Source organism: Nocardioides sp. BP30 (assembly GCF_029873215.1).
Taxonomy (GTDB): domain Bacteria; phylum Actinomycetota; class Actinomycetes; order Propionibacteriales; family Nocardioidaceae; genus Nocardioides.
In genome coordinates, this window is sequence record NZ_CP123620.1 from 335,634 (window position 1) to 349,971 (window position 14,338).

The 14,338-nt window shown below is 68.4% G+C and carries 15 protein-coding genes; 7 read left to right on the forward strand and 8 right to left on the reverse strand.

All coding sequences use genetic code 11. The features are described 5' to 3' along the window. Window positions 1–129: 129 nt before the first annotated feature. Window positions 130–1,110 carry an ornithine cyclodeaminase family protein gene (locus P5P86_RS01510; protein WP_280609505.1) on the reverse strand — a complete coding sequence of 327 codons (981 nt, stop codon included), beginning with the start codon at window positions 1,108–1,110 and terminating at the stop codon, window positions 130–132. A gap of 222 nt (window positions 1,111–1,332) precedes the next feature. Between P5P86_RS01510 and P5P86_RS01515 the strand changes: the two genes are divergently transcribed. Together P5P86_RS01515 and P5P86_RS01520 are read left to right on the forward strand one after the other, a co-directional pair. Then, complete coding sequence (locus P5P86_RS01515) at window positions 1,333–2,043, forward strand: GntR family transcriptional regulator (protein WP_280609506.1); 711 nt, start codon at window positions 1,333–1,335, stop codon at window positions 2,041–2,043. A 499-nt stretch (window positions 2,044–2,542) separates the two neighbouring features. Beyond that, on the forward strand, window positions 2,543–2,680 hold the full coding sequence (locus P5P86_RS01520; RefSeq protein ID WP_446724913.1) for a hypothetical protein: 138 nt from the start codon (window positions 2,543–2,545) through the stop codon (window positions 2,678–2,680). Window positions 2,681–2,765: 85 nt separating this feature from the next. Here the strand turns inward: P5P86_RS01520 and P5P86_RS01525 are convergent, their stop codons facing one another. Together P5P86_RS01525 and dnaB are read right to left on the reverse strand one after the other, a co-directional pair. Beyond that, complete coding sequence (locus P5P86_RS01525) at window positions 2,766–3,056, reverse strand: hypothetical protein (protein WP_280609507.1); 291 nt, start codon at window positions 3,054–3,056, stop codon at window positions 2,766–2,768. Between the two features lie 1,212 nt (window positions 3,057–4,268). Continuing rightward, on the reverse strand, window positions 4,269–5,657 hold the full coding sequence (gene dnaB / locus P5P86_RS01530) for a replicative DNA helicase (protein WP_446724914.1): 1,389 nt from the start codon (window positions 5,655–5,657) through the stop codon (window positions 4,269–4,271). Between the two features lie 505 nt (window positions 5,658–6,162). Here dnaB and P5P86_RS01535 point away from each other — a divergent pair. Together P5P86_RS01535 and P5P86_RS01540 are read left to right on the forward strand one after the other, a co-directional pair. After that, window positions 6,163–7,491 (forward strand): MATE family efflux transporter, encoded by a 1,329-nt coding sequence (locus P5P86_RS01535; protein WP_280609508.1) that lies wholly within the window; start codon window positions 6,163–6,165, stop codon window positions 7,489–7,491. Window positions 7,492–7,500: 9 nt separating this feature from the next. After that, complete coding sequence (locus P5P86_RS01540; RefSeq protein ID WP_280609509.1) at window positions 7,501–8,112, forward strand: DinB family protein; 612 nt, start codon at window positions 7,501–7,503, stop codon at window positions 8,110–8,112. 61 nt (window positions 8,113–8,173) lie between these two features. On the opposite strand, the gene rplI is transcribed toward P5P86_RS01540, so the two are convergent. From rplI to P5P86_RS01565, 5 genes are all read right to left on the reverse strand, one after another. Then, the gene (gene rplI / locus P5P86_RS01545; RefSeq protein WP_280609510.1) at window positions 8,174–8,623 is read right to left on the reverse strand and encodes a 50S ribosomal protein L9; all 450 of its coding nucleotides are present in this window, start codon (window positions 8,621–8,623) and stop codon (window positions 8,174–8,176) included. 14 nt (window positions 8,624–8,637) lie between these two features. Continuing rightward, the gene (gene rpsR / locus P5P86_RS01550; RefSeq protein ID WP_011758085.1) at window positions 8,638–8,874 is read right to left on the reverse strand and encodes a 30S ribosomal protein S18; all 237 of its coding nucleotides are present in this window, start codon (window positions 8,872–8,874) and stop codon (window positions 8,638–8,640) included. Between the two features lie 68 nt (window positions 8,875–8,942). Next, complete coding sequence (locus P5P86_RS01555) at window positions 8,943–9,572, reverse strand: single-stranded DNA-binding protein (RefSeq protein WP_280609511.1); 630 nt, start codon at window positions 9,570–9,572, stop codon at window positions 8,943–8,945. A gap of 79 nt (window positions 9,573–9,651) precedes the next feature. Beyond that, window positions 9,652–9,939 (reverse strand): 30S ribosomal protein S6, encoded by a 288-nt coding sequence (gene rpsF, locus P5P86_RS01560; RefSeq protein WP_280609512.1) that lies wholly within the window; start codon window positions 9,937–9,939, stop codon window positions 9,652–9,654. 121 nt (window positions 9,940–10,060) lie between these two features. Then, on the reverse strand, window positions 10,061–11,317 hold the full coding sequence (locus tag P5P86_RS01565; protein WP_280609513.1) for a D-arabinono-1,4-lactone oxidase: 1,257 nt from the start codon (window positions 11,315–11,317) through the stop codon (window positions 10,061–10,063). Window positions 11,318–11,360: 43 nt separating this feature from the next. Here P5P86_RS01565 and P5P86_RS01570 point away from each other — a divergent pair, with 43 nt between their 5' ends. The 3 genes from P5P86_RS01570 (at window position 11,361) to P5P86_RS01580 (ending at window position 14,237) form a co-directional block, all read left to right on the forward strand. Beyond that, window positions 11,361–12,311: a serine/threonine-protein kinase gene (locus P5P86_RS01570; protein WP_280609514.1), complete on the forward strand. Its 951-nt coding sequence runs from the start codon at window positions 11,361–11,363 to the stop codon at window positions 12,309–12,311. An 85-nt stretch (window positions 12,312–12,396) separates the two neighbouring features. Continuing rightward, complete coding sequence (locus P5P86_RS01575; protein WP_280609515.1) at window positions 12,397–13,185, forward strand: deoxyribonuclease IV; 789 nt, start codon at window positions 12,397–12,399, stop codon at window positions 13,183–13,185. 26 nt (window positions 13,186–13,211) lie between these two features. Continuing rightward, on the forward strand, window positions 13,212–14,237 hold the full coding sequence (locus P5P86_RS01580) for an LLM class flavin-dependent oxidoreductase (protein WP_280609516.1): 1,026 nt from the start codon (window positions 13,212–13,214) through the stop codon (window positions 14,235–14,237). Window positions 14,238–14,338: the final 101 nt, after the last annotated feature.

Sequence of the window (14,338 nt, forward strand, 5' to 3'; positions counted from 1 at the left end):
GTGCTCCTTGCAGGTGAGGTGGGTCAGCGAGGGGTGGACGTCGTGCCAGCGCCCTCCGAGGCCGCACGACGGAGCAGGCCAGGTTCGTCGAGCACATTCAGGTCACGGGTTCGGATGGTCATGGGCTCCTCACTTCTCGATCGGGTGGAGGCCAAGGTTGAACGTGATTCCTCGACCCTGAGCTTCAGCGGAGCGCGCGCACAGATCGGCGACGGCGAGGTCCTGCACCGCAGCGCCCACCGACTTGTAGAGCAGGATCTGGTCTGCGGTCTCCCGGCCCGGTACCTCGCCCCTGACGAGAGCGGAGAGGCTTACCGCACGATCCGTCACGTCGACGCCGGCCGCACGGGCGACGATCAGGTCGCCGGTCTCCTCCAGTACCTCGTCGAGCATGTCGGCCACGACCAGGTCCGCCCGGGCCAGCACTCCGGGGTCGACCTCGCGCTGCTCGGGCAGCGTGGAGCCGATGGAGAGCACCGTCATCCCGGGACGTAGCCAGGTACCGAGCAGTGTGGGCGTCTCGTCACGCGAGCGGGCGGCGCAGATGATCAGGTCGGCCTCGCGGACAGCGGTCTCGGCGGAAGCGGCTGGCTCGATCACTACGCCGAGGTCGGCCAGTTCGTCGACGAAGCGCTGCCGGCTCTCCGCACGCGGGCTGAAGACGCGGACGCCGGCGAGCTCGCGGACGGCGGCGACAGCGCGCAGGTGGTTGCGCGCCTCGAAGCCTGAGCCGATCACCGCGACTTGCAGCGGCCCCTCGATCGCCAGCTCGTCCGCCGCCAGGGCGGAGGTCGCGGCAGTGCGGAAGCCGGTGATGGAGTGGCCATCGATCAGTGCGGCAAGCGCAGCCGTGCGCTGGTCGAAGAGCGGGATGAGATAGGACACCCGGCCGTTCGCCGGCGAGGCCGCAATGACCTTGAGCCCCATCAGGTGCTCACCTGCCGGCACCCCGCTCAGCGTCCGCAGCCAGCCGTGGTCACCGCGCGCCATCCGGCGGGCGGGGAACCGCGCTTCGTCCGGATCGATGGAGTACGCCTCGCGCAGCGCGCCGACGGCGTCCTTCCAGTCGAAGACGGACCGCACGGTCTCGTCGTCAAGCACCAGGGTCATGTGTTGCGTCCTTTCCATGCCGCCAGGGCGAAGAAGCACTGCCTGATCCCGAGGTAGACCGGAGCGGCGTTAAAGATCGGCGTGTTGCCAACCTCGACGACGGTGGCACTGCCGCTCGCCTTCATGTCTCGTCCCGTTCGTCGTGTGGTGACGTCCGAATAGTATCCAATATCCAATGTTTTGGATAGTGGATGGAGCATGCGATGTTCTAGGATCCGCCGCATGGCAGCGATTCATCGGCGCGTCGCCGACGAGGTCTACGACAGGCTCCACGAGCGCATCGCGACCGGAGGTGTCGTTCCCGGCGACCGGCTCGACCCGACGGAGATCGCAGAGTCCTTCGGAGTCAGCCGGACTCCGGTGCGCGAGGCCATCCTCCGGCTCGATGCGGAGGGGCTGGTCGAGCGGATTCCCTACCGCGGCGTGGTGGTCGCGGGCATCGACCCGGCCGCCGCCGAGGATGTCGCGGCGATGCGGATCGAACTGGAGACGCTGGCCGTGCGGGCCGCCCTGCCGCGGGTGAGTGATGAGGCCGTGGACCGGATGCGCGAGATCCACACAGAGCTCCGGGATCGCGTCCACGGCGCCGAGGCGCAGCGGGTCTTCTCCGACTTGAATCGAGAGTTCCACCTCACCCTCTACCGCGCCTCCGAATCTCCCACGCTCATCCAGCTGATCACCGACCTCTCGGCTCAGGCAGAACGTGTGCGACTGCATTTCGACGTACGCCGGGGCCCAGCGTGTGAGGACCACGCCCGCATCCTCGCGGCGGTCGTTGCCCGCGACATCGAAGAGGCGGTGGCCGCCACCCGCGACCACATCTTCGGGACCCTGAGTCTGATGATGGGCGACCGATTCGAGGTGACACCCGGCTCTGCGCTTGACCTCGTCTTGCGTCTGACCGGTGGCCCGACGGCCACCTCGTTGAGGTGACATCTGGGCCTTCTGCCGCGCTGTGGCGATGTGATCCTCTGAGATTCTGAGGAGCATCCGTTGACGAGTCCGACGCGCCACCGCGAGCCGAGTCCAGGCCTGCCTGGCTCTGAGCGAACGGGGTTGGGCGACGGCGGGGCGTGAGTCGGCTGTTTGTCGACCTTCGCCCTTTGCCGCGTGTCAGCATGCGGGTGATCGGCATCGGAGACCCACACGTGCGGATGCGTGCTGCGTCTGCGGAGGGTTCGGGATGGGGTTCATCGACTGGTTCAAACAGGTGCACTCAAGCCCGAACAGGGAACCGCATGCGCGGGCGCACCCCATGGGGGTTCCGGGCATGAAGTGCCGCAGTTCGTCGGTGCCCCGATGACATCGACCCGCCAGTCACCTCACCGGAGCGGGCCTCATACTGGTTCGCCGACCTCGCGCCGCGCCCGAAACGACCACGGAGCTGAGAGCCGGCGAGCGATCCCCGTTCCGTGGAAGACCGTTCAAATCGGTGCCCGACCTCAACGCCAAGCTCCGTCCCTACATCGAGGGCTGGAACAAGCGCGCCCACCCGTTCGTGTGGACCAAGACCGCCGAGGACATCCTCAAGAAAGCCAACCGTCCAACAACTTCAAATCCGCGGCACTAGCACTCGCCGCGCATCTGCTGCGCGTGGAGTGCTGGACAACAACCTGGAACAGAAGACAACTCGCCTGAAAAGTAACAATGACATTCTAGGCTTTCATGCGCTTTCCCCAATAGTTCGAGTTCAGCCCCTCTGCAAGTATTGCAACCGGAAAGACTATGGCAAGCCACATCTTTGGAATCATCGGAAACATTACCGCTACGAAGAAAATGGCGACTACACCTGCCAGGGCGCTGCTAACTATAAAGCCGATGCGAGTGTCGCGCTCACCGGAATCGGCGCACGCAGTTGAAATTAGATACCATTTCACACTTCTGAAGCCAAAGATCAGGGCCCCGCAACTGAAGAGAATTATGCCGATCATACCCTCGAGAGTCATAATCATCTCCTCTTCTTTTCGGGCCGATCAACGAGTACCCCACGGTCCGAACGTCGCGCTCAGAGTCGAGCCAGGCTCAGATCCGCAAAGTCGAGTGCACCAACTGACAACGTGAATCTTGAAATTGAAGGCGATACTTCAAAGTTCGCTGCATCTCGACAACGAGCGTGTCGAGATGCAGCGAAGATTGACGACCTGCCCGCGGGTAGTTTGAAAGATCGGGGCAGATCGACGCACGCCGTCAAAGTAGGCGAGGCAACAACTTGGGGCTTCCCCCAAGACCGTCATCATCATTGGCACCACCACCGGTCGGCAGTGCCTGCACTCCGACCTTCGATGTTGATGGACCTCTCCTAGCAACCGCCTGAGCGGGTGCGCCGACAACTAGCCTAGGCCGTACATTCCGAACCATAAGCCTATCCACGTAATTAATGTTCCAGTCCACGCGACGACCACAAACGCAATACAGGCGGCAAAAAGCCACCGTAAACTCCCTGAATAATGTCGGATATAGGACACCCTAAAAGGTGCAATGAAACTCGGTAGCCGCGACTTTACAGACCGATTCGAAAAGTCAGATACGTAGGCCTCGCTTGCCCTGTGCGCAAGTACCGCAAAGGCAATCAGTGCGAGTCCCAAGTAAGTGAGAGCCGGGGATCTGCTGTCATTAATGAATTGCAAAACAAGAAACGCCGGAATTGCGAGCGACATGTAAAGACTTAGGAGCAACGGCAAAGGCCGCAGGCGAGAAGGAGGTGGACCATCAAATAGCGGCATCAATGAATCCTCCCGGATGCGCCGCCCCAGACGCCGGTACCGTATCCGAAGCCAACCGCCTGCACGACGCCGTGATACCCGAGATGACTATAGTGCGTGTAGCCACCCTGCACACCGGCACAGATCGATAGCAACCGGACACTCCGCCGCCGAGAGTGGTCTTCGAAGGGTGCCCGGGCGGCCACATGACAGCGCCGACTACAGACAAATGCTTCATATCTTCGCTTACGTTGCTATACGAAGTGAGCCCGACGCCCATATAGACGTTGAAGTGCGTGCCACCGCTCCAGTGTACTCCCCAAGATACGGGCGCAAGAGGTGCGTTAATAGTCCCCGTTACCGTGCCGTGGGCAACCGTACCAACTGCATGCGATACCGCGTGAACGATATTGTGCCAGAATTGGCCGTTCAGATGGGTCTGCTCCAACGAGCCCCTCAGTGCGCCATGTCCACGAACCGGCTGTAGTGCCCCTGGAAGGCGACCACCAGGTCCCGGGTCGGTCCGTTGCGGTGCTTGGCGACGATGATGTCGGCCTCGCCGGGGCGGGTCGACTCCTTCTCGTAGACGTCCTCGCGATGAAGGAGGACGACCATGTCGGCGTCCTGCTCCAGCGAGCCCGACTCGCGCAGGTCGGAGACCATCGGGCGCTTGTCGGCGCGCTGCTCGGAGCCACGGTTGAGCTGGGAGAGGGTGATGATCGGGACCTCGAGCTCCTTGGCCAGCAGCTTGATCTGCCGGGAGAACTCCGAGACCTCGAGCTGGCGGCTCTCCACCTTCTTGCCCGAGCTCATCAGCTGGAGGTAGTCGAGCACGATCAGCTTCAGGTCGTGACGCTGCTTGAGCCGGCGCGCCTTGGAGCGGATCTCCATCATCGTCATGTTGGGGCTGTCGTCGATGAACATCGGCGCCGCCGAGACCGCCGGCATGTGCCGGGCCAGCTTGTTCCAGTCGTCGTCGGTCATGTTGCCGTTGCGGATGTGGTTGAGCGGCACCTTCGCCTCCGCCGAGAGCAGGCGCATGGTGATCTCGGCGCGGCTCATCTCCAGGCTGAAGAAGACGCTGGTCAGGTTGTTGTGGATCGACGCCGCCCGGCAGAAGTCGAGCGCCAGTGTCGACTTACCCATCGCGGGTCGTGCGGCGACGATGATCATCTGACCGCCCTGGAAGCCGTTGGTCAGGTCGTCGAGGTCAGCGAAGCCCGTCGGTACGCCGTAGAGGCCCGCGTCGCGGTTGGAGATCGTCTCGATCTCGTCGAGGACGGAGTCCATGATGTCCGAGAGCGGCGCGTAGTCCTCGGTGGACCGCTTCTCGGTGAGCTTGAAGACCTCCGCCTGGGCGACATCGACGATGTCGTCGACATCGCCCTCACCGGCGTAGCCCATCTGGACGATCTTGGTGCCGGCGTCGACGAGCCGGCGCAGGGTCGCCTTCTCCTTGACGATCTCGGCGTAGTAGCTGGCGTTGGACGCGATCGGGACGTTGGCCGCCAGGGTGTGCAGGTAGGGGGCGCCCCCGATCCGCTCGAGCTGCGCACGACGCTGCAGCTCGCCGGCGACGGTGATCATGTCGGCCGGCTCGCCGCGCCCGTACAGGTCGATGATCGCGTCGAAGATCGTCTCGTGGCTGGGCCGGTAGAAGTCGGCGCCGCGGACCGACTCCGAGACATCGGCGATCGCGTCCTTGGAGATGAGCATCGCCCCGAGGACCGACTGCTCGGCCGCCATGTCCTGCGGCGGCGTCCGGTCGTTGGGCGCGCGCCGCTGCTCGCCGGGCTCGAAGGCGGCCGGACCGTCGCCCCAGCCGTCGAAAGGCGGCTCCGGCATGCCGCGCGCATCCTGCTCGGTGACGCTCAAATCCGACCTCCCAGTCTCGCGTTCGCGACCATAGTCGGCAGCTCCGACAGTTCCCGGTACGGCGCCTCGCGGCGGCCCGTCCCGAAGCCGCGAACCGCTCGGTCCGGGCGACCCTACGTGCCGACCCCCCTCCAGCAACACCTCCTTGTCCACAGGGCCTGGGGATAACCCGTGCATACCCGTGGAAGACCCGTGGAATGAGGTGCACAGCCTGGGGAGACGGGTGTGCACGACACACCGTACGACACGCCGGACAAGCCTCTGACCTGCGGAAACGCGTCTGTGGATGTGTGGAGCGAAAATGATCGCCCCCGAATCGTGTTCATCTGCCGGTCACCTCGGCGTGGCCTGGCCGTTTGCCGAACCGGCGCCGGTCTAGACCCGTATCCACACGTTTTCCACCGGTCGTCAAAACGGGGCTTTGGTCCCAACCCCAGGCACCCGTGCGAGCTACGGGGCCCGGTACCGTGTCCCGGTGCCAGGACGCGATCGGAGGGTCGACCGGGAGCTCGCCCGCCTCGCCCTGCCGGCATTCCTGGCCCTCGTCGCCGAGCCGCTCTTCCTGATCGCCGACTCCGCGATCGTCGGCCACCTCGGCACCCGCCAGCTGGCCGGTCTCGGTGTCGCCGCCGTGGTGCTGCAGACCGTCACCGGCCTGTGCGTCTTCCTCGCCTACGGCACCACCGCCGCCGTCGCGCGCCGGGTAGGCGCCGGCGACTCCCGCGGAGCGCTCAGCCAGGGCATCGACGGCCTGTGGCTCGCCCTCCTGATCGGCGTCGTCGTCACGGTCCCGTGCGTCCTGCTGGCCCATCCCCTGGTCCGAGCCGCCGGCGCCGATGCGCCCGTCGCCGGCCAGGGCGCCGCCTACCTGCGCATCGCCGCTCTCGGCGTCACGCCGCTGTTGCTGATGATGGCCGCCACCGGCGTGCTTCGCGGGCTCCAGGACACGCGCACGCCGATGGTGGTGGCCATCCTCGGCAACCTCCTCAACATCGCGCTCAACCTCCTGTTCGTGTACGGCGCCGGACTCGGCATCCGCGGCTCCGCGCTGGGCTCGGTCTGCGCCCAGCTGCTGGCGGCGACCGCCCTCGTCGCGGTGGTCGTGCGCGGATCGAGGGGTCTGCCGCTGCGGCCCGACCTCGCCGGCATCAAACAGGCGGCTCGCGCCGGGGTCGCGCTCGTGGTTCGCACCCTGACGCTCCGCGCCGCCTTGCTGGCCACGACGTTCGCGGTCAGCCGCACCGCGGCCGGCCATGGCCAGGCGACGGCGCTGGCCGCGCATCAGGTCGCCTTCACGCTGTGGACGCTGCTGAGCTTCGTGCTCGACGCCATCGCCATCGCCGCCCAGGCCATCACCGGTCGTGCTCTCGGTGCCGGCGATCGGGACGCCGTACGAGCCGCGACGACGCGGATGGTGTGGTGGGGCACCGTGGTCGGAGCGGCCGGCGGCATCCTCCTCGCGGCCGCCTCGCCCCTGGTCGGCGCGCTGTTCACCGACGACGCCGGCGTCCGTCATCACCTCGTCCCGGTCTTGGTCATCGCCGCCCTCGCCGAGCCGGTATGCGGGGTCGTGTTCGTCCTCGACGGCGTCCTCATCGGCGCTGGCGACGGCCGCTACCTGGCCATCGGAGGGGTGCTGACCTTCGTCGTCTATGCACCCGTCCTGGCGCTGGTGGTCGCCCTCGGCGGCGGGCTGCCCTGGGTCTGGGTGGTCTTCTCGGTGGTCTTCATGGGCGCCCGGTTCGCCGTGCTCACCCGGCGCGCCCGCGGGGATCGCTGGCTGGTGACGGGTGTCCCGGCTTAGCGTCGCTCCATGACCAACTCCGAGAAGGACGCGCTCAAGCGATACCTGCGCACGGCTCGCGAGGCCGTGCTGTGGAAGACCGAGGGACTGTCCGAGCGGGATCTCCGCCTGCCTCGGACGGGCACGGGCACCAGCTTGATCGGCATCGTGAAGCACTGTCTCAACGTCGAGGCGGGCTACTTCGGAGTGACCTTCGGGCGCACGCCGCCGATGAGCGCGGAGCTGGTCCCGCTCGCGGCGTACGACGAGGACCCCCAGGTCGACTGGTACGCGACCGAGGAGGACTCCGCCGCCGAGCTGATCGATCTCTACCGCCGGGTGGGTGCGTACGTCGAAGCGACCCTCGACGAGCTGCCCTTCGACACCGTCGGCCGGGTGCCGTGGTGGCCGCCCGAGCGCGCCGAGATCGCGCTGTCACAGCTGGTGGCCTACGTGTTGGCGGACATCGCCCGCCATGCCGGACAGGCCGACATCCTTCGCGAGCAGATCGACGGTGCCGCGGGACTCAGCGAGACCCACACCAACCTGCCCGCCGACGCGGACTGGCCCGCGTACGTCGAGAAGCTGTCGGCCATCGCGCACGGCTTCCCCGACGACGACGCCGGGGACGGCTGGGAGTAGCGGTGAGACAGCAGTGGCGGCCGGCCCCCCGGGGGGACCGGCCGCCACTCGCGTCAGACGATCAGGCCGGGACGACGTTGAGCGCCACCGAGGCGGTGACGTCATCGTGCAGGCGCACGGCGACCGTGTGGTTGCCGAGGCTCTTGATCGCGTTCTTGACGGCGATGGTGCGCTTGTCGATCGACTCACCGGTGGTCGCCTCGAGGGCGCCGGCGATGTCAGCGACGGTGACGGCGCCGAACAGGCGGCCGTCCTGGCCGGCGCGGACCTTGAGGTTGACCGCGGCCGACTCGAGCTTGCCCTTGATCTGGGCGGCGTGGTCGAGGTCGCGAGCGGCACGCTTGGCGCGCGCGTTACGGATCGACTCGACCTCCTTCTCGGCGCCCTTGGTCCAGCGGATCGCCACGCCCTGCGGAAGCAGGTAGTTGCGCGCGTAGCCGTCCTTGACCTCGACGACGTCACCCGCCGAGCCGAGACCGGAGACTTCCTGGGTCAGGATGATCTTCGCCATGGTGTCGTCTCCTCTCAGCGACCGGTCGAGGTGTAGGGCAGCAGGGCGACCTCGCGAGCGTTCTTGACCGCGATGGCCACGTCACGCTGGTGCTGGACGCAGTTGCCGGTCACTCGGCGAGCACGGATCTTGCCGCGGTCCGAGATGAACTTGCGGAGCAGCGCGGTGTCCTTGTAGTCGACACCGGTCGCCTTCTCCTTGCAGAACTGGCAAACCTTCTTCTTCGGCTTGCGAATCACTGCCTTGGCCATTGTGGTGCTTCCTTCCTAGAAGCCCGACCGAAGTCGGAATGGTTGAGGGATTCGGTCTGTGTTGCTGATCAGAACGGGGGCTCGTCCGAGCCGACGCCCGGAGCACCCCACGGGTCGTTGGCCGGAGCGCCACCGGCGTAGCCACCCTGGCCTCCGCCCTGGGCGCCCTGGTTGCCGCCGTAGCCGCCACCCTGCTGGGCGGGGGCCTGCGGAGCCGGGGTCGCCCACGGGTCGTTGGCCGGGGACTGCTGCTGCGGAGCGCCGCCGGCGGCGTTGCCGCCGCCGAACCCACCACCGCCGCCGGAGTTGAACCCGCCGCCGGAGCCGCCCTGGCGGCTGACCCGGTTGACCTTCGCGGTCGCCCAGGTCAGCGAGGGGCCGACCTCGTCGACCTCGAGCTCGGTGACGGTGCGCTTCTCACCCTCACGCGTCTCGTAGGAGCGTGCCTTGAGCCGGCCCTGGACGATGACCCGGGTGCCCCGGGTCAGCGACTCGGCGACGTTCTCAGCAGCCTGGCGCCAGATCGAGCAGCGCAGGAACAGCGTCTCGCCGTCCTCCCACTGCTGGGTCTGGCGGTTGAGCGTGCGCGGCGTCGAGGCCACCGTGAAGTTGGCGACAGCGGCGCCGGAGGGCGTGAAGCGCAGCTCCGGGTCGTCGGTCAGGTTGCCGATCACGGTGATGACGGTCTCGCCAGCCATGGCGTCTCCCTAGGTCTCGTTCTGATCTACGTCCGTTGTCGCCCCATCAAACAGCACGGGACCGACAAGGACGAGGGGGTCACTTGCCGGGGCGAAGGACCTTGGTGCGGAGGATCGACTCGTTCAGCGTGAGCTGACGGTCGAGCTCCTTGACGGTGGCCGGCTCGGCGGTCAGGTTGACGATGGCGTAGATGCCCTCGGCGTTCTTCTTGACCTCGTACGCCAGGCGGCGACGGCCCCACACGTCGACCGACTCGACGGTGCCACCGTCGTTGCGGACCACGTTGAGGAACTTGTCGAGCGACGGAGCGACGGTGCGCTCGTCGGTGGCAGGGTCGAGAATGACCACAACCTCGTAAGCACGCATAGCTTCCCACCTCCTACGGACTCAGCGGCCATGGTCTCTCCATGGCAGGAGGGCTGTGCGTTGTCCCCATCCGACTGGGCAGACGAGGACACGACAGGCTACCAAGCACGAGGAGCGTGGCCTAAATCCCCAGGTGACGCTCGGTCCAGGCATTGCGGAACCGGCCCTGCGGGTCGCAGCTCGTGACCAGGTCCAGGAAGTCGTCCCACCGGGGGTAGAGCGGCGCGAGCGCCTCGGCACGGGCGGCGAACACCTTGCCCCAGTGCGGCCGCGCGCCGAGCGGCAACAGCACCTCCTCGAGCCGCTCGACCAGGGCATGCACCCGTGAGGCCTCGCGGTGCCAGGTGAAGTGGAGGGCGAGCGCATCCTCGCCGTACGCACCGGAGAGCCACAGGTCGTCGGCCGCGATGGTGCGCAGCTCGGTCACGAAGAGCACCTCCCGCAGCGCCTCCCCCAGGCCCCGTACGGCGGCCACCGCCTCGGCGGCCCGGGACAGGGGGACCAGGTACTCGGTCTGCAGCTCCTCCCCCGCGCTGGGCTGGAAGCCCATCCGGAAGTGCGGCAGCCGCTCGTGCCAGGGACCGGCGACGCCGAGCTGCGCCGTGGTGTTCTCCACCGACATGCCCGCGATCATGTGCCGCTGCTCGGTGGCCGGACGGGCACCGGCGGCGAGGAGTGTCTCGACGGGCTCGGCGGGTGCCCCGGTCCCCGAGTCCGGCGCGGTGCGCTCCTTCACCCAGACCTGCCCGACCTCCTCGCCGACCCAGGTGGTGAAGACCGAGACCGAGTACGCACAGCCCAGCACGTCCTCGAGGCGCTCGAGCAGTGCCGGCCAGGCCAGCCCCTCGTAGACGACCTGGGTCAGGTCGTAGGCCGGCTCGACGGCGAGGTCGAGCGAGGTGACGATGCCCAGGGCACCCAGGCCGACGACGGCGCCGGCCAGGTCCGCGCCGGAAAGCCGCAGCAGCTCGCCGGTACCGCTGACCATCTCCAGTCCGCGCACCGCGGCCGCCAGCGACGGGTTGCGCCGTCCGGACCCGTGCGTGCCGGTGGCCACGGCTCCCGCCACGGAGATGTGCGGCAGCGAGGCCAGGTTGGCCAGCGCGAGGCCGCGGGGCGCCAGCTCGGTGGCCAGGTCGCCGTACCGGAGCCCGGCCGGCACCCGCACGGCGTCCCCGACCACCTCCACCGTCGACGGCAGACCCGCGAGCGAGACCTGGAGGCCCGGGGTGTCGGCGAGGTCGGTGAAGGAGTGCCTGCTGCCCAGCGCCCGGATGCGGGGTGAGACCGCGACCAGCTCCTGCACCTCTGCGACGCTCGTCGGTGTGACGAGGTCGCTCGCCTCGTAGACATGGCTGCCTGCCCAGTTCGTTCGCACGGCTCCACCGTAGAACCCTCCCGTTCTCGCCTAGGCTCCTGGCATGGAGCCCGGGCTCGGAAGCCGGCAGCATCCGATCGCCGGCCGCTACGTGCTCGTCGACCAGATCGGGTCCGGCGGCATGGGGTCGGTCTGGCGCGCCTACGACCAGCGCACCCAGTCCTGGCTCGCGGTCAAGGTGCTCACCGCGCGCGGGACGTCGTTGCTGCTGCGGTTCGTCCGGGAACAGGGGCTGCGGATCCCGCACCGGCACGTGGTGGCGCCGACCGGCTGGGCGGCCGAGGACGACGTCGTCGTGCTGACCATGGACCTGGTCAGGGGCGGCTCCGTGCAGGAGCTCCTCGAGACGCACGGCAGGTTGCCGGAGCCGCTGGTCGCCGTCCTCCTCGACCAGCTGCTGCAGGCCCTGTCCGCCGTCCATGCCGCCGGGGTGGTGCATCGGGATGTGAAGCCGGCCAACCTGCTGCTGGAGGCGACCGGGCACGGGCGCCCGCACCTGCGGCTCGCCGACTTCGGCGTGGCGGCGACGCACGCCGAGCCGCGGTTGACCCGCTCCCCCGGCGGCATCGGCACCGACGGCTACATGGCGCCCGAGCAGGAGGCGGGCGCCCCGCCGGACCCGACCGCAGACCTGTACGCTGCCGGCCGGGTGGCGATCCAGCTGCTGACGGGTGATCCGGCCGCCGCCGTCCCGGTGAGCGCCCTCGGACCGCTGCTGCACACCCTCACCCGCCCCGATCCCGCCGACCGGCCCACTTCGGCCGCGGCGGCACTGGTGGAGCTGCGCGCCCTCGGGGTGCCCGCCTGGGACGGCGGGATCGACCTCCCAGACCGGCTGCCGGCCGCAACCCTGCCGTTGGCCAGCGGGCTCTCGCTACCGCCGCCGCGACCAGGTCGGCGCCGTACGTCCGGCCGGGTCTGGGCCGCCACCGGCTGCTTCGTCGGCGCGATGGCGCTGTGCGGGGTGGCCGTCGCGCGCATCCTGGTCCGCTGAGCGCAGCAGCACGAAGCCGGCCGTCGTCAGCACGGCCGCCCCGGCGATCAGCGCGACTGTCACAGCGCCACTCTAGGGTGGAGCCATGCTCATCGGTGCTCACGTCGACCAGACCGATCCGATCGCCGAGGCGAGGGCCCGCAACGCCCCGTTGGTGCAGTTCTTCCTGGGCGACCCGCAGGGCTACCAGGGCCCGGAGTTCGCCTACGCCGGAGGCGCCGAGGGCCTGCGGGCCGACGCCGAGGCGGCCGGGATCGAGCTCTACGTGCACGCGCCGTACATCGTCAACGTGGCGACGACGAACAACCGGATCCGGATCCCGAGCCGCAAGCTGCTGCAGCAGCACGTCGACGCCGCCGCCTCGATCGGTGCCAAGGGTCTGATCGTGCACGGCGGCCACGTGAACAAGGCCGACGACCCGGAGAAGGGCTTCGACAACTGGCGCAAGGCGATCGACGCCACCGACCTCAAGCTGCCGGTGCTCATCGAGAACACGGCGGGTGGTGACAACGCGATGACCCGCTACCTCGAGCGGATCGCGCGGGTCTGGGACGCCATCAGCGGCTGCGAGCAGGCCGACCGGGTCGGCTTCTGCCTCGACACCTGCCACGCCCACGCGGGCGGCAACGCGCTGGAGACCGTGGTCGACGACGTGGTGGCGATCACCGGCCGGATCGACCTGGTGCACTGCAACGACAGCCGCGACGAGTTCGACTCCGGCGCCGACCGGCACGCCAACTTCGGCGCCGGCAGGATCGACCCGGACCTCCTCGCGGGCGTGGTGCGGGCCGCCGGCGCACCGGTCGTCTGCGAGACGCCCGGTGGGGCCGCCGAGCATCAGGCCGACTTCGCCTGGCTCCGCGAGCGGCTGTAGTCCAGCACCCTGGTTGACTTGCTGCCATGACCCGACCGCTGCGTCGCCTCGGCTTCCTGACCATCGGGCTCTTCGATCCGGCCGACCCGCGTCCCGGGATCGAGGACACCCTGCGCACGATCGAGCTCGGAGAGCGGCTCGGCTTCGACTCGGCCTGGCTGCGCCACCGCCACCTCCAGCACGGCATCTCCTCGCCGGTCACGATCATGGCCGCAGCCACCCAGCGCACGTCCCGCATCGAGCTCGGCACCGCCGTGACCCCGCTGGGCGCGGAGAACCCCTTCCGCCTCGCGGAGGACCTCGGCACCCTCGACATCCTGTCCGCTGTCGACGGCTCCGGCCGGATCAACCCGGGCTTCTCGGTGGGGCCGCCGATGAACTACGACCGCTACAAGCAGGCCCTCTACCCCGATACGCACCGGAGCGAGGACCTCTCCTACGCCCGGCTCGAGCGGCTGTTGGCCTACCTCGACGGCGAGCCGGTCTCCGACTTCGAGGGGACGATGGGCATCGAGACGTTCTCCCGCCGGATCCAGCCGCACTCGCCCGGGCTGCGCGAGCGGATCTGGTACGGCGGAGGCTCCCTCGGCTCCTGCACCTGGGCGGGCGAGCACGGCCTCAACCTGCTCACCTCCTCCGTCGTCAAGGCGGAGGGCTCCACTGACGACTTCGCCACCATCCAGCGACGCCAGATCGACGCGTTCCGCGCGGCTCACCCTGCCGGCGATGCCGCCCGGGTATCGCAGGGCCTGGTGGTCATCCCGACCGATTCCGCGACACCGGACCAGGTGGCCCGCTACCGCTCCTACGTCGAGGCTCGACTGCCCCGCACCCGCGAGCCGCAGGGGCCCGCGGGGGTGCTCTTCGCTCCGGACCTCGTCGGCACCTCCGACCAGATCGCCGACGCGCTGCAGGCTCACGCCGGCTACCAGGCCGTGGACGAGGTCGCGTTCGCGCTGCCGTTCAGCTTCGACCGGGCCGACTACGTGCAGCTCCTCACCGACATCGCCACTCGGCTCGGGCCGGCGCTGGGGTGGGTGCCGGCGGCGTGAGCGGTGCTGACCCCTGGGGGTCACAACCCAACGTTGGGGGGCAATGCTTCGCCCATCAACCTGCGGTTCTGACCCCTGGGGGTCACAACCGCCGCCCCACC